The sequence below is a fragment of the Rhodothermales bacterium genome, assembly GCA_041391505.1.
Taxonomy (GTDB): Bacteria; Bacteroidota; Rhodothermia; order Rhodothermales; family JAHQVL01; genus JAWKNW01.
The window spans coordinates 122,169-140,929 of sequence record JAWKNW010000014.1; the positions used below are offsets into that span (position 1 = coordinate 122,169).

Consider the following 18,761-nt stretch of genomic DNA (forward strand, 5'->3'; position numbering starts at 1 on the left):
TGGGTGGTGACGAGCGACAAGGTAGCGACGGGTGTTCGGATCATCAATCGGAGAAAACACCGAGGTCTTCCAGGCGGTCGATGCTCTGCATGAGCGAGCGCGCGGTATGATAGGGGCCTTTCCAGATCTGGGATTTGGCGCCCGTCTTCCGGTCCGGCGCGGCGTCGAGGCTGGAGTCGTACCAGCCGCCGTATTCCGTGTCGATGAGGTAGTCCTGCACGAAGGACCATTGCCGATCGAACAGATCCAGGAAGCGCGCGCGCTCCGCCGGCACGTGCTGGGCCATCACGGCAAACGTCGTCAGCGCCTCGGCCTGCGCCCACCAGGTCTTGGTGCGCCGCACGATCGTGGGACGATCGTCGCCCTTCATATAGTAGCCCATATCGTAGAATCCGCCGGTCGCCTCGTCCCATCCGTACCTGAGGGCGTGTTCGACCATCAGGCGGCCGGCGGCCAGGGTGGCGTCGGTCGGGACAGCCGAGGGCCTCGGCGGCGTCGAGCAGGAGGAAGGCGGTCTCGACATCGTGCCCGAAGGAGACGTTGTCCAGGTTGTAATGGGCTTCGCGGACGGCGTCGGAGGAATCCCGGAAGGAGAGCGGCTGCCAGTCGCGCGAGAAAAACAGGTGCAGATACCCTTTCGGGTCCGTCATCGTGTCGCGGATGAGGACGAGCATTTCGTCGAGGCGTTCGCGCACGCGCTCGTCGGGCCAGACGCGGTACAGCTCGGTGAACGCTTCCATGAGGTGGATGGAGCTGTTCTGGTCTTTGGGGGGCGTGCCGTCGTAGCCGTCGACCAGGGCGGTGCCGTCGCGTTCGAGGAACTGGAAGTAGCCGCCGGCGAGCGGGTCGTGGCTGTGGGTTTCGAGCCATTCGAATCCCCGCTGCGCGAGATGCAGGGCGGCGGTGTCGCCGGAGGCGCCGGCGTAGGCCGCCAGCCCGTAGATGGCGAAGGCGTTGCCGTAGGCCGTCTTGAAGCGATCGGCGCCGTCGGCGAGGACCTCGCCTTCGCGGGTGACGAGCTGGTAGAAGCCGCCGTACCGGGCGTCCCACATGACGTCGCGCAGGAAGCGGGCGCCGTGCCCGGCCATCGCGAGGTAGCCGGCGTCCGGGTAGCGCTCGGCGGCCTTCGCGAGGGTCCAGACGTGCCGCGCCTGGGTGACAATCATCTTGCGCTGGGCGCCTTCGAGGCGCCAGTCGTACGTGAAATCCGTCAGGTATCCCCCCTCGGTTTCGTCGATTACGCGCGGATACCAGGCGTCGAGAAGGCGGGATTTCAGGGCGATTTCCAGCTCTTCCCGGAGCGCCGAATGCGCGTGCTGAGGCGGGGAGGAACAGGCGAGAACGCCCAAAACAGCGTAAAAAAGCACTCCTGAAAAGAAAAATTTTGCGGCCATGCGCATTTTTTTCCCCAAATGTTTATCATCGCATACGGCATGTAACATGCCGCTGTAAGAATACCTTGGTCAGAGACACGCATTCAGGCCATCGGTCCGGCCCCCTCGCGTCGCGGGCACTGGACGGACGGTCGGCACGAAGACAGCGTTTTTTGGCCGCTCATTTATTACGTAATACACCTATGCCAACCGGAAAAGTCAAATGGTTCAATCCTGAAAAAGGGTACGGATTCATCATTCCCGATGAAGGCGGGCGCGATCTTTTCGTGCACCTTTCAGCGGTGAAGGGGATGTCCTTCGGCGATGCGCTCGAAGAAGGCCAGCCCGTCGAATTCAACGTTCAGGAAACCCAGAAAGGGTTGCAGGCTGTCGACGTCAAGTTGACGGACTGAGGCAGCCTAGCTCCAGAGCCGATCCCAGGATCGATCCTCGTTCCATTCCGGTGTAGGTGCAAAATACGCCTCTCCTTCGACCAGGTGTTCTTTTATCACCTCTGGATTGAGTTCGATACCGAGCCCGGGCTGTTCGGGCACCGTGACAAAGCCCTCTTTGTTCAGCGGTTTGTCGATGCCTGTAACCAGGTCTTCCCACCAGGGCACCTCCACCGAGTGATGCTCCAGTGCCACGAAGTTTTGGGTTGCGGCAGCGCAGTGAACGTTTGCCATAAAGGAGATGGGGGAGCCGGCGAAGTGCATAGCCATGGCCACGCCATGTTCTTCCGCATAGTCGCCAATCTTCTTTGTTTCCAGGATGCCGCCTGCTGAGGCGAGATCCGGTTGAACCATGTCCACGGCGCGTGCATCGATCAGATTGATAAAGGCCTCCTTCAGGAAAATGTCCTCACCCGTAAGGGTGGGGACATTTACTGCGCGCGTGATTTCCTGCCACATCTCCGTGAGCTGCCACGGCACGAGGTCCTCTAACCAGGCCATGTTGTACGGTTCGAGGGCGTTCGCGAGGCGGATGCATTCGTTGACGCCGATGTGCCCGAAGTGGTCGGCGGCCAGCGGCACCTGGTACCCGATCGTTTCGCGCACGGCGGCCACGTAGTCGGCCATCAGCGCAATTCCCTTGTCCGTGATCTGCACCCGGGTGAACGGGTGCATCTGCTGGTTGTATTCCTGCCAGTTGAAATCCAGCGGCGTGATCAGCGCCCCCGGTACGTCCCGGATCAGTCCGATCCCGAGATCCATCTTCAGAAACGTGAACCCTCCGTCGTCGATGCGGGCCTTCAGGCGGCGCGCGAATTCCTGGGGATCCCTCGACTGCGTCGTATCGGTGTAGAGCCGCACCTTGTCCCGGTATTTGCCGCCGATGAGCTGGTAGACCGGCACGCCGTACGCCTTGCCGGCGAGGTCCCACAGCGCCATCTCCACGCCCGACACTCCGCCGCCCTGCCGGCCGTGGTGGCCGAACTGCTTGATCTTCTTGAACACGCGCTCGACGTTGCAGGGGTTTTCGCCGAGGAGCCGGCTTTTCAGGAACAGGGCGTATCGCTTGCTGCCGCCGTCGCGCACCTCGCCATAGCCCGAAATGCCCTGGTTCGTGTCGATCCGGATGATGGGCACCCGCATCGGCGCATCCTTGATTTCGGCGATGCGGAGGTCGGTGATCTTGAGGTCCGACGGGCCGGAGAACCGGCTCACGTTCTGCGTCGCGTAGGCGAGTTGCTCGTCGGAGCCGGCGTGCATGAGGGCGCCCAGGCTGAGGCCGCCGAGGGCGCTTTTCTTGAGGAAATTACGGCGGGAGGACGCCGGCGTGGGCTGTTCGCGTTCCATAGGGTTGCACGGATGGTCAAGGTTGGGTGAAAGGGCGAGGCACGGGCGGCATCCCGCGGAGCATCACCAGGTGCGCGTCTTCAGCAGTTCCTCGACGCGGGATTGCGGGACGGGCAGCGAGGCTTTGTTGGCCTCGAGCCATCGGGAAAAGTCGGTCTCGATCTCGTCCGTCCACCGCGTGTCGATCTGGCCGGGCGTATAGACGCCCTCGCGCAGCCGCAGGTGGCCGAACTGGTCGCGCAGGATCACGATCTCGGCGGTTTCGACGACCTTCTGCGCCAGATGGGGCGGGATGAAAACGACGCCTTCCTCACGCGCGAGCACGACATCGCCGGGGAGCACCGTGGCGACGCCGATCCGGACCGGGACGTTGACGCCGAGCAGCATCATCTCCTGGATGTAGGAAGGGTGCCAGTCCCGCACGAACGCGTTGAACCCGTCGATTTCGCGGAGCCCCTCGAGGTCGCGCGCGGAGCCGTCGAACACGACGCCGTTGCCGGATCGGGCATAGATCGCGTTGCCGAGGTTATCGCCGATGAGGGTGCCGTCGGCCACCTTGCCGAAGGCGTCGGCCACATATACGTCGCCGGGTTCGAGCATGTCGATGGGCCAGGAGTTCATCGCGCCGATGCGTCCCTCCTCGTGCCCGCGGTCGGTCATCCGCTTCTGGAGCTCGGGGCGCGCCGGCACATAGAAGGCGGTCAGTGCCCGCCCGATGATCGGCTGGTCCGGGTAGATGATCTTCCAGCCGCCTTCGAACTGGTTGTGGTAGCCGGCGCCGCGCAGTACGCCCCAGGCCTGTTCGGTGGACACGACCTTCATGCGCTGGAGGATGTCGTCCGGCACGCGGGGACGGCCGTCGGGATAACGTTCGCCCTGCCACTCGGCCGTGTAGAACAGCAGTTGCTCGCGGGTGAGGGCCTGCCCCTGGGAGGAAGAAGGCAGCACGAAAAGCAGGAGGGCAAGCGCCCGCCACACCAGATGTCGACGCATGGGGATCTGGAGGTTGTGTGGGAGGTCGGGTGGGTATGCTCCGTAATGTGCGGCTTTCCGCGTACAGATGCCACTGGGTCGGTGCATACAAATCCCAGGGCCATCGCATGCTCGTCAAACGTGAGCATCTCCCGGTATGGGAGTATGGGGGTATGGGAGATTCTCCGGTAAAAATGCCCCCATGTACCCAAATTCCCATACGCTTCTCACGGCCAAGGCGAGAATGCGATGGCCCCGATACAAATCCCCTCGGATTTGCATGCATGGGTTTCAGGTTGCATGTTTCAGGTTGATGCGGCTGGATAGCCCGGCGAACCTGGAACGTGCAATCTAAAACCTGAAACAATTCAACATTCCATCATATGGCGCGGATTTTCATAACGGGTTCTTCGGACGGTCTCGGGCTGCTTGCCGCCCGTCGGCTGGTGGATCTGGGGCATCGGGTTGTGCTGCACGCACGCAACGAACAACGGGCTCGGGCGGCTCACGAGGGCGTGCCGGACGCCGATCAGGTGCTGATCGGCGATCTGGGCAGCATGGAAGCGGCGAAGCACCTGGCCTACGCCGCGAACGCGACGGGGCGCTTCGATGCCGTCATCCACAATGCGGGCGTGTACCAGGCGTCAGAAACGGACATTCTCGCCGTGAACACGCTGGCGCCCTATGTCCTGACCTGTCTGATGGAAAAACCGGGCCGGCTGATCTATCTCAGCTCCGGTTTGCATCGCCACGGCGACCCGGCGCTCGCGCGCGTGGCCGCGGGGAAGGGGGGCGTGCGGTATGCCGATTCCAAGCTGCACATGGTGATGCTGGCGAAAGCCGTCGCCCGCGCGTGGCCGGACGTGTACGCCAATGCGGTCGACCCGGGCTGGGTGCCGACCCGGATGGGAGGTCCCGGCGCGCCGGACGATCTCCAACAAGGGTTCGAGACGCAGGCATGGCTCGCGGTGAGCGCCGAGGAAGCGGCCCGGGTGAGCGGCCGGTATTTCCATCACAGGCAGGAAGCCCGTCATCATCCCCGGGCGGAGGACGAAGCCTTGCAGGACGCATTGCTCGACGCCTGCGCGCAACGCACGGGGGTCCGCTTTCCCACGGACCGCGCCTGACGCATCGCCGGCGGGCGTTATTCGGCGTTCCAGCGAACGTTCGCCTGCCCGTTCTCCGTGGCCTTGTAGAACCCGAAGGGTTCCCCGGTGCGGAGTTTAACGATGTAGAGGATCTGGCCGGTGTGCATGGAAAAATGCTCTACCACGTGGTAGATCGCTTCCATGACCGAGACGTCGTTGCCCTGGATCTGCCGGCTTTCCGACAGGGTGTCGGGCTCCAGCCGGCTCAGCACGCCGCAGGCTTCCGCGACGGCGTGGCGCAGCCGGGTCAACAGCTCCACGGCCGGCATGGGGCCTTGCGTATCGAATTCCAGCTGCCGCTGCCGCGTATTCGCCGCGCCGGCGATGCCGCTGACGATCCATTGCCGGACGTTGCCGGCCAGATGCAGCATGAGGTTGCCGATGCTGTTCGACGCCGGGTTGGGCCGCCACCAGATGGTTTCCTCGTCGATCAGGGCGACGGCGCGCTCGATTTTCGGCAGGAAGTCGTCCTGCAGGTAATAGCGGGATTGCGCGATGAATGCGGCGTCCATGGTCATAGGGATAGCGGGTTGGTCAAGGGGCGTTTCGGGGCGTTGCCCGGCCGCACCGCGCGGCGACGGGCATCGGGTGCGGCGGCGCCTTACACCCGGAGGCGTGTTCGCCTCTCAGGCATCGCGTCGGCGGCGCCCTATGTTGGTCGGTGAATCCATCTCCTCAGGCCGCCACCCCCGGGGCGGCGTAATCAGCCCGTGAGAGGTGATCCCATGGTATCGATAGAAGTAGCTGTACTGACGCTGGTCGTATTTCTGGGACTCATGATGGTGCTGTCGTCCATCGAACGGAAAGGACACATCCACCATCGGATGCACTGAGGGACGCGGCAGGACATAGGGTTTGACCCCACAGCGATACCGGGCTCTTGCCGGCAGGTGGGTAGGCGAGGTCGCGCTACGTTGCCCAAGGAAGGCACCCTTTGGACGCATACCCAATCCAGCGATGATCCATGCCATGCCCGCACGTACGCCGGCTTCTGAAGATACGGAGCTTTTCCTTCGCCTGCAGAAGCAACTCCAGAATCAATTCCAGCGCGTATTTCCCGATACGCAGCGTCCGAGGGCGGTGGTCGTCGTTCCCAGCCTGAGCCTGGATGCCGGCGAGTTGTCGAAGATCTCGGGGGTGCATCACTACGAAGAGCGGCTGCTGTGCATGCTGATGCTGCTCCGCATGCCGCGCACGCATCTGGTGTACATCACCAGCCAGCCGATCCACCCGACGATCATCGATTATTACCTGCACCTGTTGCCCGGCATTCCGCTGAGCCATGCGCGCCGCCGGCTCACGCTCCTCAGCTGCAACGACGCCTCGCCAAAGCCGCTGTCCCAGAAAATCCTGGAACGTCCTCGATTGCTGGAGAAGATCCGCGAGACGCTGTCGGCCTGCCAGGATGCGCACATGAGCTGCTTCAACGCGACGCATCTGGAGCGCTCGCTGGCGCTCCAGCTCGGCATCCCGCTCTACGCCACGGATCCGGCGCTGGCGGACCTCGGCTCGAAAAGCGGCAGCCGGGAGGTGTTTCGCGAGGCCGGCGTGCCCATGCCCGACGGATTCGAGCGTCTGCGCGACATGGACGATGTCGCCGAGGCGCTGGCGCTGCTCAAGGAACGCAATCCGACGCTCCGCCGGGCGGTCGTCAAGCTGAACGAGGGGTTTTCCGGGGAGGGCAACGCGCTGTTTGCGTATGACGGGTGCCCGGAGGATGAGGAGCTGCTGCCCTGGATCCGGCGGGTCTTGCCCACGCGTATCGGTTTTGAGGCCCGGGGTGAGACGTGGGAGCGCTACAGTGAGAAGTTTTCCGAGATGAACGGCATCGTGGAGAGTTTTCTGGAAGGCGCGCGCAAGCAGTCGCCCTCCGCGCAGTGCCGGATCGATCCGCTCGGGGAGGTGTCGCCCATATCGACCCACGATCAGGTGCTGGGCGGGCCCTCGGGTCAGGTTTTTCTGGGCTGCACGTTTCCGGCGAACGAAGCCTACCGCCTCGACGTGCAGGATGCCGGCTTGCGGGTGGCCGAGGTGCTCCGGAGCCGCGGCGCCCTGGGGCGGTTCAGCGTCGACTTCATCTCCGTGCATGAGCCGGCCGGCTGGCGGCATTACGCGATCGAGATCAACCTGCGGAAAGGCGGGACGACGCACCCCAATCTGATGCTGCACTATCTGGCCGACGGCGCCTACGACGCCGCGAGCGGCCTGTATCTCACCCCGGCCGGCCAGCCGCGCTATTACTACGCATCGGACAACATGGAGGACGCGGTGTACCAGGGGCTAACGCCCGACGACCTGATCGACATCGCGGTGTGCCACGATCTCCACTTTCACGGCGCCACGCAGCAAGGCGTGGTCTTTCACCTGATCGGCGCCCTGTCCGAATTTGGCAAACTGGGCGTCCTCTGCATCGGCGATAGCCCGAAACGGGCGCAAGAGCTGTATGCGGACACGGTAAACGTGCTCGCCGGCGAATCGCAAAAAACGCCGCGCGTCCATGTGATGGGGTACTGAAGGGGTTGAGGTTCGAAGTTCAAGGTTTAAGGTTCAAGGGAATCGAATGCCGTGAACATTAAACCTTGAACCTCAAACCTTGAACCTCAAACCCGCTCACCCGTGCGCCTTGGACCGGTGGCGCAGGGCCGTTGTGAGGGCGCCGATCGCGGCATAGACCGGGCAGGCGCCGTAAAGGCTTGTCAGGAGCAGCACCAGCCCGATTCCACCCCACCAACTACTGAACATCAGGCCGATACCCACCACGATCATACCGACCGCGGCCCGGATCAACCTCTCAGATTGAGTCAGAATAACTTCCATTGACATACCGTCGGCTTCCAATTAAAAAGCAACCGGGGGCCGATTACTCACGACATAAGGTGTGCGTGAAGGCAGGCGCCGTTGCGGGCGCCGGCGGTTCGCGGCCGCCCTAGTTTGCTGCATGGGCGTCCGCTGCACAACGAATCCGACGATCGGGTGCGCGCCAGGCGCGCGTGACCACGCTTGTGGAAGCGTGATCGCTGTTCATCCACTATTCGTTACCGGCAGAACCGCATGCAGACAACATGCCAGAAGAACGCGCTAAAAAGTGCGGACCAGGCGAGCGCGATCGGCGAGGGGCTGCAGGCAGGCCTCGCTTGAGGCCTTCATCCAACCGAAGGACCGCCCTCTGTCGAGACAATCGACCGATCCGAGGGGCGCTAAAATCAAGGCGAAATGTGTAGGGTATTGCCCGTCATGGGGGCACGCCATTCCCCTTGCTCACCTGTGGGTGTGACCTTTCATCGACGGGGCTCGTATTCGCGTACTGTTCTTACGTAAGCCGTCTCCAGGAAAAAGCGGAGGAAGCAGCCATGCGTACCATCAACACCATTCTTGTCGCCCATGATTTTTCTTCGTGCTCGTCCCAGGCACTGAAGGATGGCATCGAGCTCGCCATCGCCACGCGCGCTTCGCTGCATTTGCTGTATGTGGAAGTGATGCATGCGGACTCCCCGCTGAAGGGATCCGAGGATACGGTGAAGGCTGCGCGGATGAAGGATATGCTGCATGGCGCCATACAGGAGGCTGTAGCGGCGCTGGGCCGGCAGGTCTCGGATATCCCGAGCATCGTGTATTGCGTGCTGCGCGACTTTGCCGCGGCGCCGTCCATCCTGCAGTATGCGCAGGAGTACTCGGCCGACCTGATCGTGATGGGCACGCACGGCCGGCGCGGGTTGCCCCGGAAACTGATCGGCAGTTCGGCAGAGGAGGTCGTCCGGCTGGCCGGCTGCCCGGTGCTCACGGTGCGCGAGCACGTACAGCTCAAGCCGCTCACGGCGTCGGTTCGCTCCATCCTGGTGCCGATCGACTTTTCCGAGCACGCCACCTACGCACTCGGCGTCGCCAAAGACCTGGCGGACTTCTTCGATGCCCGTCTCGATCTGGTACATGTCGTGGAAGAGACGCTGCATCCGGCGTTTTACAATACCGGCGTCTTCTCGGTCTATGACACCAACCCCGATCTGGAGGCCAGTGTGATCGAGCATCTGAAGAAGCTGTATGCCGAAACGCCGGGGTCGGAAGGCCCCGTCCGGTACACCGTGCGCCGCGGACATGCCGTGCATGAATTGCTGGAAGCCGCCCGCGAACAGGGCAACGACCTCATCGTGATCGCCACGCACGGGCTCTCGGGGCTCGATCGCGCCATCATGGGCAGCGTCACCGAACGCATCGTGCGCCAGGCCCCGACGCCGGTCTTCACCGTGAAATCCGGTAACCTGCGCGTGCCCGAGCGGAAGCGCGAGCACGCCGTAGCGGTTTTATAACGCGTCACCGATCCGACACCAAACGAACTGGAGGGCGCCATGGTAGCCATACGCCACATTCTGTTTCCAACCGACTTCTCCGAATGCGCCGAGCACGCGTTCTCGACGGCCGCCGCGCTGGCGGACCGCTTCGATGCGGAGGTCGTGGTGTTCCACGCGCGGGTGAAGGAGGATGAGGCGAACAATCCGCTCACCTATTACGCAGCCGACGCGCCGGCGGACGAAAACCGCCCGATGTATTCGCTCGACGATCCGTTCTACAAAGTCATCGACGTGCGGGACGGCGAACGGGTGCGGGTCGTGCAGGCTGAAATCTTCGGCAAGACCGCCGAGGAAGCCATTGTGTCGTTCGCGAGCCGGTACGACATCGATCTGATCGTGATGGGCACGCACGGCCGGCATGGCCCGATCCGGCTGCTCCGCGGCAGCACGGCGGAGCATGTGTTGCGTACGGCGCCCTGCCCGGTCTTGACCATCAAGGAGGACGCCCTCGCGATGTTCGCCAAGGACACCATCGAAATGCTGGTGCCGGTGGACTTCTCCGACTATTCGCGCGAGGCCCTCCATCACGCCGCCGAGCTGAGCCGCGTATTCAAGAGCAACGTCACGCTGCTCCATATGGTCGAAGAAGCGGTGTTTCCGACCGTCTACGGGGTGGAAGCGGCGCCGATCTCGACCGTAAACCTCGTGCTCGACCGCTCGCGCGAGATGCTCGAAAAACTGGCGCACGAATTTTTCCCGTCGGACAGGCTTCCCGACATGGACGTCCGGATCGGGCATGCGGCCTCGGGGATTACCGCGTTTGCGGAAGACAACGAGACCGACCTGATCGTGATGGCCACGCATGGCCTCACCGGCATCAAGCGCTTCCTCATGGGGAGCGTCGCCGAGCGGGTGGCGCGTCATGCGCCCTGCGCGGTGTTTGCCGTCAAGCCGCTTGGCAAGTCGGTGCTGGTCGCGGCCGGCGAGGCGGAATCATCCCGTCATATACGCTAGCGATTGTGATGCAACGGTTCCAACGCATGCTCGTCCCGGTAGACTTCTCGCCCCCTTCGCACGACGCGATGGCGGCGGCGCTCGATCTGGCCGCAAGCCAGGGGGCGCGCGTCGATCTGGTGCATGTGTTTGAGCCGCCCGATTTTCCGGCCCTCTACGGGGCGAGCGCGCTCAAGGTGTATGGCAAGGTGCCCGATCTGCGCGAGGCGGCGAAGCATTCGCTCCACGAATGGTTGTCGGAAGCGCATCGGGTGCATCCGGATGTAGCGTCCCACTTCCGGGAAGGGCACGCCGCGTCCGAGATCGTCGCCGCGGCCGAGTCCCTGAAGAGCGATCTCATTGTATTGTCGACCCATGGTCATACCGGCTTGAAGCACGTCTTGCTGGGCAGCGTCGCCGAGCACGTCGTGCGGGTGGCGCCGTGCCCGGTACTCGTGATGCGGGCCCACGTGGCCCCCGAGCGAGACGACGACGCCACGGAACGGCCGGCACTGGCCGAACAGAACGCCTAGCGGAGGAACTACGATGGCTGCCTATACGCGCATTCTGCATCCAACCGATTTTTCGGAATCGTCTGAGTCGGCCCTGGCCGCGGCGCTGGATGTGGCCCGCCGGCAGGGGGCGGAACTCCACCTCCTGCATGTGGCGCCTACCTTCGGCGAGGACCCGCTGCACAGCGTGTACACGGCCGCGCTTGACGAGAAGCGGTTCTATCGTCAACTCCAGGACGAAGCCGACGCGCGGATGATCGCCCTCATCAACGCGCACGAAGCGACCGATCTGCGGATCAAACGCGTCCATACACACGGCCCGTCGCCGGCGCCGATGATCATTGCCTACGCGCAGGACGAAAACATCGACCTGATCGTCATCGGCACACACGGCCGGCGCGGTTTGCGGCGTTTCCTCCTGGGCAGCGTCGCCGAAGAAGTCATCCGGGGCGCCGGGTGCGACGTCTTCGCCGTGCGCGATCACACCCGGTACGAACCGGCCAAACGCCTGCTGGTCCCCCTCGATCTGACGCCGACCAGCGGGGCGCAACTGAAAACGGCCGGCGTGCTCGCCGCGATGTACGGCGCCGCCATCGACCTGCTCTACGTGCTCCCCGAACCCCCGCTCCCGGCCTGGGGCGTCGATGCCGACGTGCTCTACGGGCTGATGCCCGAGCGGAAAAACGAGGCCATCCAAACCCTCGAAAAACTGGCCGCTCCCTTGAAAGAGGAAGGCTTTGTCGTTCGCACCGTGGTCGAAGAGGGTTTTGCCAGCCGGGTCATCCACGAGGTTGCCGAGCGCAATTTCTCGGACCTGATCGTCATCGCGCCGCACAGTCGGAGCGTCGTCGAGCGCTTCTTCCTCGGCAGCGTGACCGAATGGGTGATCCGGCATTCCGAGCGGGCGGTCTACATCGCCCATACGTCGGTGGCGGAATCCGCCGAAACTGCGCCGGCCTCGGGAGCTTCCATCACGACCACTTCTTGACCAATCGTACGTTGTAATGCTTAATCAGGATGTCACTTCGTACGCCGTTCCTGCTCCGGCACGTGGTACCATGATCTCATCGTATGCTCCTCAGAACCCCTGGAATATTGCGGAAGGAGGGTTTCCCTCGCGCGGTTCCGCCAGCCAGAAGCTGAAGTTTCTGCTGAACTACGCGGTGCTCGCGCCTTCCCTCCACAACACGCAGCCCTGGTCGTTTCGGGTGCTGGACGATGAGGTGGAGTTTTTCGCGGATGCGTCCCGCGCGATGACCGTGCTCGACCCCGAGCATCGGCAACTGGTGATCAGCTGCGGCGCCGCGCTGTTCAACCTTCGGATGGCGATCAAGCATTACGAGCATACGCCGATCGTGCATACCTTCCCGGACCAGGACAAGCCGCATCTGCTGGCGCGGGTGCGCATCGTGGCGCCGGGCGAGGCCACGCCGCTCGAGCAGCAGCTTTTTGCGGCCATCAAAAAACGACGCACCCACCGGGGGGATTTCGCGGAGCTGCCCCTGACGGACGACGAGCTGGCCTCCCTTCGGGCCGTGGGCGAGCCGGAGCAGGTAGCGATCGAGGTGCTCACCGAAAAAGGCGCGAAAGAGGCTGTCGGGACGCTCATCGCCGAAGGGATGGCGTTGCAGGGCCGCAACGATCGGCTGCGTGCCGAGCTGTCGTCATGGACCGTCGAGCCCGGAAACACGCCTCCGGATCTCGTGCCGGCGTTCGCGCGCACGCGCCGCGGCACCACGGGCGGCGAGCTGGCTGACTGGGGCGGAGAAAAAGCCCAGTTTACCCTGCGCGACGTCTCCAGTGCGCCGGCGATCGTCGTCATCAGTACGCCGCACGAGAACCGCGTAAACTGGCTCAATACCGGGCAGGCGCTTTCGCGCTTGCTGCTGACATCGACCGGTCTGACCCTCTCCGCATCCTTCCTCAATCAGGGGGTGGAGGTGCCGGCGACGCGTCAGCGTCTGGCGGAACTCGTGGGGCATCCCTATCCGCAACTGGTTCTTCGGCTGGGCCATCCGCTGGGGCAGGCCTCGGAGGAAGTCCCGCGTCAGGCCGTCGACGAAAAAATCGTGACCCACGCGCTGCAAAATCCCGGCGGCGATGCGTAGGGGATTCGCCTACGTCTGACGCAGGGGTGGCTGTACAGGCGTGCGGTGTTGCGGGTTGTATATTGGGCGTTGCTTCCCTCTGTTCACGCCCTTTACACCCGGTTGCTGCACGTGAAAAGTATCATCTTATCTGATCCGGATGCCCGATTTTCCGATCTGGAAGAGGCGCTGACCGCCACCGGGTTTTCGTTTGAATACGTCGCGGTGACCGAGTCGCTGAGCCGGCGGTGCGTGCTGCAGCAATCGGATTTGATTGTCCTGACGTCGGTCACGAGGGAGGTGTTGGCCGATTGTGTCCGAATACGGGACAATGCCGAGTGTTTTCCGCTCGTGATGGCCATTTTTTATGAAGATCCGAGCTACACCGCGGAGGAGTTGCTCTCGTACAACGTCGACGACTTCATCCTCGCGCCGGTCACCCCGTTGCGTCTCGCCGGCCGGCTGACCTTCGCCCGCGCGCGGATCGTGAAGCGTTCGGAGAGCCGGGGGGTCGAGGCGGCGTTGCGTACCAGCGAAGCCAATGCCCGCGCGGTGCTCGAGACGACGGTCGACGGGGTGATCACGATCGACGTGCGGGGCACCATCCAGTCATTTAACCGGGCCGCGGAGCGGATTTTCGGCTACACCCCGCAGGAGGTGATCGGCCAGGGTATCCAGGTGTTGATGCCGCAGCCGATGCGCGACGAGCACGACGGCTACATGCGGAGTTATCTGGAAACCGGCCACGCCAAGATCATCGGCATCGGGCGGGAGGTGCAGGGGTTGCGGAAGGATGGCAGCGTGTTTCCGATGGATCTGGCGGTGAGCGAAGTGGTGACCAACGGCCAGCGGGGGTTTACCGGCATCGTGCGGGACATCTCGTACAAGCGGCAGCTCGAACGAGAGCTGCTGCGCATCAGCGAGCAGGAGCGCCGGCGGATCGGACAGGATCTGCACGACGGACTCGGGCAGATGCTCACGGGCATTGGCCTGATCGCCCAGAACCTCGCGCGCAAAATGGAGCGCAACGGGGCCGCCGAGGCGTCGGATGTCGCCGAAATCGCGCGACTCGTGAAGGACGCCGATCAGCAGGCGCGGACGCTGGCGCGCGGTCTCGTGCCCATCGAGTTTCACAGCAACGGGTTGTCCATCGCGCTCGAGCGCCTCGCCACGAACGCCTCCCGCATGTTCGGCATTCCCTGTTCGTTCGAGGAGATCGGCGAAAAAGTGCATGTGTACGACAGCTCCGTCGCCACGCATCTTTACCGCATCGCGCAGGAGGCGACCAACAACGCCGCCAAGCACAGCGAGGCCTCCCAGATCAAGATGTTGCTGGCGTCCGGCCAGGGGCAATTGCGGCTCCGCGTGCAGGACAACGGCCGCGGGATACGGCCGCGGAACAGTGACAGTGTGGGGATGGGGCTGAATATCATGAAGTACCGCGCCCAGATGATCGGGGGGGCGCTTGACCTGCGGACCAGTGCCGCGGATGGGACGGTGATTACCTGCACCGTGCCCTACGCCAACAAGCCCGACCGATCGGACGATGCCTACGTGACCGAACAGGAAACCATCTAGCGATCATGCTGCCTACACGCGGGCCGCTTCGTCCACCCTGAATGCTGCGGGCCGCCAAACCAAGAAGAGTCATGACGTACAACATCATCATTGTGGACGATCACCCCCTCATGCGGAAGGGGTTGGCGATGACGCTCGAGACGGAATCCGACTTGAAAGTCATCGGGCAGGCGGACAGCGCGGAAGACGCCATGGAGCTGTTCGAAACGATGCGGCCTCACGTGGCGATCGTGGACATCTCGCTGCCCGGCATGAGCGGGCTCGAACTCATCAAGCATCTCCAGGCGATCTACCCGAACGTAAAGATCGTCGTCGTCTCGCGACACGACGAATCGCTGTATGCGGAGCGCGCCATCCGTGCCGGCGCCCGGGGTTACGTGATGAAGATGGAGGCCGGCGACGTGATCGTGCAGGCCGTGCACCGCGTGCTCAGCGGCGGGATCTACGTGAGCCCCGATATCAACGAGCGGCTGCTGATGGGGATGCTCGCCGGCCGGCGTTCGCAGGGCACCTCCCCGATGGAGGTCCTCTCCGACCGTGAACTCGAGGTCTTCGAACTGACCGGGCGCGGCCTCACCACCCGCGAGATCTCCGAACGGCTGCACCTCTCGATCAAGACGGTCGAATCCTACCGCGCGCGCATCAAGAGCAAACTCGATCTCGACAACGCGACCGAACTGCTGCAGCACGCTATCCAGTGGGTCGAGAGCGTCGGGGCCGGCTGAAGGCCCAACCCGCGTTTGCCATTGGAAATCGGGCAACGTATCATCTTAACGTCTGTGAAGAAGGCACTTCCTTCAGGTCTTCACATGACGTTCATATCCAGCCGGGCGTAGGGATTCTCCTTACAGCGAAAAAAGGGTTGACCTGCGCATCGCGAGGGGGCGCCCCTGCATAGGTTACAGGGTGTCGCCGTCATCGTTGCGGGTGGTGGCGTCTGTACCTTTTGCCAATCTTTTTTTCTCCTCAGCACCGCTAAACACATGGAAACTGGCACCCGAATCGGGCAAGCAGGCATCGAATCCGAACGATCGGATTACCAGCTGTTCACCTACGACGAGGGCATTGTCCGGATGTTTGTCTGGGCGACGTTTATCTGGGGTCTCGTCGGCATGCTGGTGGGGGTCATCATCGCCCTCCAACTTCCTTTCTGGCCCGCCAACCTGGGCGAGTATTTGAGCTTCGGCCGGTTGAGGCCGCTTCATACCAACGCCGTCATTTTTGCGTTTGCAGGCAATGCGATCTTTGCTGCGATCTATTATTCGACGCAGCGGCTGACCAAGGCCCGCATGTTCAACGACCTGATGAGCCGCGTGCACTTCTGGGGATGGCAGACCATCATCGTCTCGGCCGCCATCACCCTGCCGCTCGGCATCACGACCAGCAAGGAATATGCGGAGCTGGAATGGCCGATCGACATCCTGATCACGCTGGTGTGGGTGGTTTTCGCCATCAACTTTTTTATGACCCTCAAGAGGCGGCGTGAGCAGCATCTGTACGTGGCGTTGTGGTTCTACATGGCCACGATCATCACGGTGGCGGTGCTGCACATCGGCAACAGCCTGGCCATGCCGGCGAGCCTGTTCAAGAGTTATCCGATTTACGCCGGCGTACAGGACGCCTTCATCCAGTGGTGGTACGGCCACAATGCGGTCGCCTTCTTTCTGACGACGCCTTTCCTGGGGCTGATGTACTACTTCCTCCCGAAAGCGGCCGATCGCCCGGTGTTCTCGTACCGGCTGTCGATCGTTCACTTCTGGAGCCTCGTGTTCATCTACATCTGGGCCGGCCCGCACCACCTCAACTACACGGCGCTGCCGGAGTGGGCGGCGACGCTCGGGATGGTGTTTTCGGTCATGTTGTGGATGCCGAGCTGGGGCGGCATGATCAACGGCCTCTTTACGCTGCGCGGCGCCTGGCACAAGCTGCGTGACAGCGTGGTGCTGAAAATGTATGTGATCGGCATCACGTTCTACGGGATGTCGACCTTCGAGGGGCCGCTGCTTTCGGTCAAGGCCGTCAACGCGCTCAGCCACTACACGGACTGGACGATCGGTCACGTACACGCCGGCGCGCTGGGCTGGAACGGTTTTATGACGTTCGGGATGATCTACTGGCTGCTGCCGCGTCTGTGGCGCACCGAGCTGTGGAGCCAGAAGCTGGCCACCGCGCACTTCTGGGTGGGCACGATCGGCATGCTGCTGTACGTGTTCTCGATGTACACCGCCGGCGTGACCCAGGGCCTCATGTGGCGCGCCTTCGACGAAGCCGGCCGGTTGACGTATCCGGACTTCATCGAAACGGTGGTCCAGATCGTCCCGATGTACTGGGTGCGTCTGATCGGCGGACTCCTCTACTTCTCCGGCGTCGTCCTGATGGGGATCAACATGATCCAGACGGTGCGCAGCGCGCCCAAGGAATTGCCCGATCCGGCGTTCGCGCTGCCGGCGGTCCAGTCTTAATCTCCCAAAAGCCGAGAGTAAACCATGGCAAAACGCATTATAGAGACCGAAGGCGCGCACCGAAAGCTCGAGGGCTGGCCGCTGCTCTTCTCCGTGTTGATCGGGATCTCCATCCTGATCGGCGGCGCGGTCGAGTTCATTCCGCTGGTGCTCGTTTCCACCAACGTCCCGAAGATTTCCACGGTGACGCCGTACACGCCGCTGGAAGTCGCCGGCCGCGACATCTACATCCGCGAAGGGTGCAACAACTGCCATTCGCAGCAGGTCCGTCCCTTCCGCGACGAGATCGAACGGTATGGCGACTACTCCAAGCCGGGTGAGTTCGTGTACGACCACCCGTTCCTCTGGGGCTCGAAACGTTCCGGTCCGGACCTCGCCCGCGTGGGCGGGAAATACCCGGACCTGTGGCATGTGCGCCACATGGAAGATCCGCGCTCGACGAGTCCGCGTTCGCTGATGCCGCCCTACTACTGGCTGCTCAGCAAGGAGGCGGACCTGGATGCCCTACCGGCGAAGCTCCGGGCGCTGAGCCGGGTGGGCGTGCCCTACACCGATCAGGAGATCGCGCAGGCGACGGCCACGGCGCGCCAGCAGGCGCAGCAAATCGCCGCCGGCGTGGCGTCCCAGGGCGGTCCGGCCGGCCTGGAATCCAAAGAGATCGTCGCGCTCGTTTCCTATCTCCAGCGCCTCGGGAAAGACCTCAAGGCCGCGCCGGAATATCAATCTGCAGGAGGTACGCCATGATGAAGGATGCCATTCGCGCGCTGGAAACCGGCGCGCTGGCGGAAATAGGGCTCATCGCTTTTGTGGTGGCGTTCGTGCTGATCCTGGTCTACACCTTTTCGTTGTCCGCCCGGTTTCGCGACGCCGCCAAGAGCATGCCCCTGAACGATTCTGAACCCATTCCAACCGAGACGAACCATGCCTGAAACGCCCAGCCACGCGCCTGACGGTACGACCGGCGGCGACGACGCGATCATTCGCGGGCACAATTATGACGGAATCAAGGAGTATGACAATCCGATGCCCGGATGGTGGGTCTGGATTTTCGTGCTCTCCGTGATCTTCGCACCGATTTACGTCCTCGGTGTCCACGTCTTCGGATTCCTCGACTCCTACGAGGACGACCTGGCGCAGGGCCGCGAGGAATTGCAGGTGATGCGGCACGCCTACGCCGAAGCCAACCCCGACGCCGCCGTCGATGCCAGCTCCCTGGATGCGCTGGTGGCGAATCCGGAGATGGTCGAAGCCGGCGCGGCGCACTTCGCGGCGCAATGCGCGGCCTGCCACGGGATGCAGGGCCAGGGATTGATCGGTCCGAATCTGACCGATAACTACTGGATCCATGGCGCGGCGAATTCCGCCATCTTCGATGTCATTACCAAGGGCGTCCTAGAAAAAGGGATGCCGCCCTGGGAAGCCGTCTTCTCCCCGGAAGAACGCGCCGAACTGGTGGCCTTCATCAAGTCGATCCAGGGCACCAATCCGCCCAACCCCAAAGCTCCTGAAGGCGAAGCCGTCTAGGGGGCATTGACCGTGCGCCACGCCCCC

Annotated in this window: 20 protein-coding genes; 15 read left to right on the forward strand and 5 right to left on the reverse strand. The window is 63.1% G+C overall.

Annotated elements, in window-relative coordinates:
• Positions 1-43: 43 nt before the first annotated feature.
• Entirely contained in the window at positions 44-523 is a 480-nt protein-coding gene (locus R2834_14480) for an AGE family epimerase/isomerase (GenBank protein ID MEZ4701540.1), read from the reverse strand.
• 1 nt (position 524) lies between these two features.
• Between R2834_14480 and R2834_14485 the strand changes: the two genes are divergently transcribed.
• Together R2834_14485 and R2834_14490 are read left to right on the forward strand one after the other, a co-directional pair.
• On the forward strand, positions 525-1,373 hold the full coding sequence (locus tag R2834_14485; protein ID MEZ4701541.1) for a hypothetical protein: 849 nt from the start codon (positions 525-527) through the stop codon (positions 1,371-1,373).
• Positions 1,374-1,576: 203 nt separating this feature from the next.
• Positions 1,577-1,786, forward strand: coding sequence for a cold shock domain-containing protein (locus tag R2834_14490; protein MEZ4701542.1), 210 nt, complete (start codon positions 1,577-1,579; stop codon positions 1,784-1,786).
• Between the two features lie 6 nt (positions 1,787-1,792).
• Here the strand turns inward: R2834_14490 and R2834_14495 are convergent, their stop codons facing one another.
• Entirely contained in the window at positions 1,793-3,172 is a 1,380-nt protein-coding gene (locus R2834_14495; GenBank protein MEZ4701543.1) for a mandelate racemase/muconate lactonizing enzyme family protein, read from the reverse strand.
• A 63-nt stretch (positions 3,173-3,235) separates the two neighbouring features.
• Positions 3,236-4,165 (reverse strand): hypothetical protein, encoded by a 930-nt coding sequence (locus R2834_14500; GenBank protein MEZ4701544.1) that lies wholly within the window; start codon positions 4,163-4,165, stop codon positions 3,236-3,238.
• Between the two features lie 362 nt (positions 4,166-4,527).
• Here R2834_14500 and R2834_14505 point away from each other — a divergent pair, with 362 nt between their 5' ends.
• Positions 4,528-5,271, forward strand: a complete 744-nt coding sequence (locus R2834_14505) for an SDR family NAD(P)-dependent oxidoreductase (GenBank protein ID MEZ4701545.1) — start codon at positions 4,528-4,530, stop codon at positions 5,269-5,271.
• A 17-nt stretch (positions 5,272-5,288) separates the two neighbouring features.
• Here the strand turns inward: R2834_14505 and R2834_14510 are convergent, their stop codons facing one another.
• The gene (locus R2834_14510; protein MEZ4701546.1) at positions 5,289-5,804 is read right to left on the reverse strand and encodes a DinB family protein; all 516 of its coding nucleotides are present in this window, start codon (positions 5,802-5,804) and stop codon (positions 5,289-5,291) included.
• A gap of 457 nt (positions 5,805-6,261) precedes the next feature.
• On the opposite strand from R2834_14510, the gene R2834_14515 reads away from it, so the two are divergent.
• Positions 6,262-7,806: a peptide ligase PGM1-related protein gene (locus R2834_14515; GenBank protein ID MEZ4701547.1), complete on the forward strand. Its 1,545-nt coding sequence runs from the start codon at positions 6,262-6,264 to the stop codon at positions 7,804-7,806.
• A 96-nt stretch (positions 7,807-7,902) separates the two neighbouring features.
• Here the strand turns inward: R2834_14515 and R2834_14520 are convergent, their stop codons facing one another.
• Entirely contained in the window at positions 7,903-8,109 is a 207-nt protein-coding gene (locus R2834_14520; protein MEZ4701548.1) for a DUF2892 domain-containing protein, read from the reverse strand.
• Positions 8,110-8,642: 533 nt separating this feature from the next.
• On the opposite strand from R2834_14520, the gene R2834_14525 reads away from it, so the two are divergent.
• The 11 genes from R2834_14525 (at position 8,643) to R2834_14575 (ending at position 18,734) form a co-directional block, all read left to right on the forward strand.
• A complete protein-coding gene (locus R2834_14525) occupies positions 8,643-9,596 on the forward strand; it encodes a universal stress protein (protein MEZ4701549.1) in 954 nt (317 codons plus the stop codon).
• Between the two features lie 39 nt (positions 9,597-9,635).
• A complete protein-coding gene (locus tag R2834_14530; protein MEZ4701550.1) occupies positions 9,636-10,592 on the forward strand; it encodes a universal stress protein in 957 nt (318 codons plus the stop codon).
• An 8-nt stretch (positions 10,593-10,600) separates the two neighbouring features.
• Complete coding sequence (locus R2834_14535; GenBank protein MEZ4701551.1) at positions 10,601-11,104, forward strand: universal stress protein; 504 nt, start codon at positions 10,601-10,603, stop codon at positions 11,102-11,104.
• A gap of 13 nt (positions 11,105-11,117) precedes the next feature.
• On the forward strand, positions 11,118-12,071 hold the full coding sequence (locus R2834_14540; GenBank protein ID MEZ4701552.1) for a universal stress protein: 954 nt from the start codon (positions 11,118-11,120) through the stop codon (positions 12,069-12,071).
• A 70-nt stretch (positions 12,072-12,141) separates the two neighbouring features.
• Positions 12,142-13,191 (forward strand): nitroreductase, encoded by a 1,050-nt coding sequence (locus R2834_14545; GenBank protein MEZ4701553.1) that lies wholly within the window; start codon positions 12,142-12,144, stop codon positions 13,189-13,191.
• A 111-nt stretch (positions 13,192-13,302) separates the two neighbouring features.
• On the forward strand, positions 13,303-14,748 hold the full coding sequence (locus R2834_14550; protein ID MEZ4701554.1) for a PAS domain S-box protein: 1,446 nt from the start codon (positions 13,303-13,305) through the stop codon (positions 14,746-14,748).
• 71 nt (positions 14,749-14,819) lie between these two features.
• Positions 14,820-15,473: a response regulator transcription factor gene (locus tag R2834_14555; protein ID MEZ4701555.1), complete on the forward strand. Its 654-nt coding sequence runs from the start codon at positions 14,820-14,822 to the stop codon at positions 15,471-15,473.
• Between the two features lie 258 nt (positions 15,474-15,731).
• On the forward strand, positions 15,732-17,210 hold the full coding sequence (ccoN, locus tag R2834_14560) for a cytochrome-c oxidase, cbb3-type subunit I (GenBank protein ID MEZ4701556.1): 1,479 nt from the start codon (positions 15,732-15,734) through the stop codon (positions 17,208-17,210).
• A 24-nt stretch (positions 17,211-17,234) separates the two neighbouring features.
• The gene (gene ccoO / locus R2834_14565; GenBank protein ID MEZ4701557.1) at positions 17,235-17,954 is read left to right on the forward strand and encodes a cytochrome-c oxidase, cbb3-type subunit II; all 720 of its coding nucleotides are present in this window, start codon (positions 17,235-17,237) and stop codon (positions 17,952-17,954) included.
• On the forward strand, positions 17,951-18,139 hold the full coding sequence (locus R2834_14570; protein ID MEZ4701558.1) for a cbb3-type cytochrome c oxidase subunit 3: 189 nt from the start codon (positions 17,951-17,953) through the stop codon (positions 18,137-18,139). The genes ccoO and R2834_14570 overlap by 4 nt, the downstream gene beginning before the upstream one ends.
• Positions 18,132-18,734: a c-type cytochrome gene (locus tag R2834_14575; GenBank protein MEZ4701559.1), complete on the forward strand. Its 603-nt coding sequence runs from the start codon at positions 18,132-18,134 to the stop codon at positions 18,732-18,734. Before R2834_14570 ends, R2834_14575 begins: the two co-directional genes overlap by 8 nt.
• Positions 18,735-18,761 lie beyond the last annotated feature (27 nt).

Bases quoted from the DNA above. Each gene is read 5' to 3' on its own strand.
- R2834_14480 (MEZ4701540.1), bottom strand. From the start codon at position 523: ATGTCGAGACCGCCTTCCTCCTGCTCGACGCCGCCGAGGCCCTCGGCT.
- R2834_14490 (MEZ4701542.1), top strand. From the start codon at position 1,577: ATGCCAACCGGAAAAGTCAAATGGTTCAATCCTGAAAAAGGGTACGGA.
- R2834_14495 (MEZ4701543.1), bottom strand. From the start codon at position 3,172: ATGGAACGCGAACAGCCCACGCCGGCGTCCTCCCGCCGTAATTTCCTC.
- R2834_14500 (MEZ4701544.1), bottom strand. From the start codon at position 4,165: ATGCGTCGACATCTGGTGTGGCGGGCGCTTGCCCTCCTGCTTTTCGTG.
- R2834_14505 (MEZ4701545.1), top strand. From the start codon at position 4,528: ATGGCGCGGATTTTCATAACGGGTTCTTCGGACGGTCTCGGGCTGCTT.
- R2834_14510 (MEZ4701546.1), bottom strand. From the start codon at position 5,804: ATGGACGCCGCATTCATCGCGCAATCCCGCTATTACCTGCAGGACGAC.
- R2834_14515 (MEZ4701547.1), top strand. From the start codon at position 6,262: ATGCCCGCACGTACGCCGGCTTCTGAAGATACGGAGCTTTTCCTTCGC.
- R2834_14520 (MEZ4701548.1), bottom strand. From the start codon at position 8,109: ATGGAAGTTATTCTGACTCAATCTGAGAGGTTGATCCGGGCCGCGGTC.
- R2834_14525 (MEZ4701549.1), top strand. From the start codon at position 8,643: ATGCGTACCATCAACACCATTCTTGTCGCCCATGATTTTTCTTCGTGC.
- R2834_14530 (MEZ4701550.1), top strand. From the start codon at position 9,636: ATGGTAGCCATACGCCACATTCTGTTTCCAACCGACTTCTCCGAATGC.
- R2834_14535 (MEZ4701551.1), top strand. From the start codon at position 10,601: ATGCAACGGTTCCAACGCATGCTCGTCCCGGTAGACTTCTCGCCCCCT.
- R2834_14540 (MEZ4701552.1), top strand. From the start codon at position 11,118: ATGGCTGCCTATACGCGCATTCTGCATCCAACCGATTTTTCGGAATCG.
- R2834_14545 (MEZ4701553.1), top strand. From the start codon at position 12,142: ATGATCTCATCGTATGCTCCTCAGAACCCCTGGAATATTGCGGAAGGA.
- R2834_14555 (MEZ4701555.1), top strand. From the start codon at position 14,820: ATGACGTACAACATCATCATTGTGGACGATCACCCCCTCATGCGGAAG.
- ccoN (MEZ4701556.1), top strand. From the start codon at position 15,732: ATGGAAACTGGCACCCGAATCGGGCAAGCAGGCATCGAATCCGAACGA.
- ccoO (MEZ4701557.1), top strand. From the start codon at position 17,235: ATGGCAAAACGCATTATAGAGACCGAAGGCGCGCACCGAAAGCTCGAG.
- R2834_14570 (MEZ4701558.1), top strand. From the start codon at position 17,951: ATGATGAAGGATGCCATTCGCGCGCTGGAAACCGGCGCGCTGGCGGAA.
- R2834_14575 (MEZ4701559.1), top strand. From the start codon at position 18,132: ATGCCTGAAACGCCCAGCCACGCGCCTGACGGTACGACCGGCGGCGAC.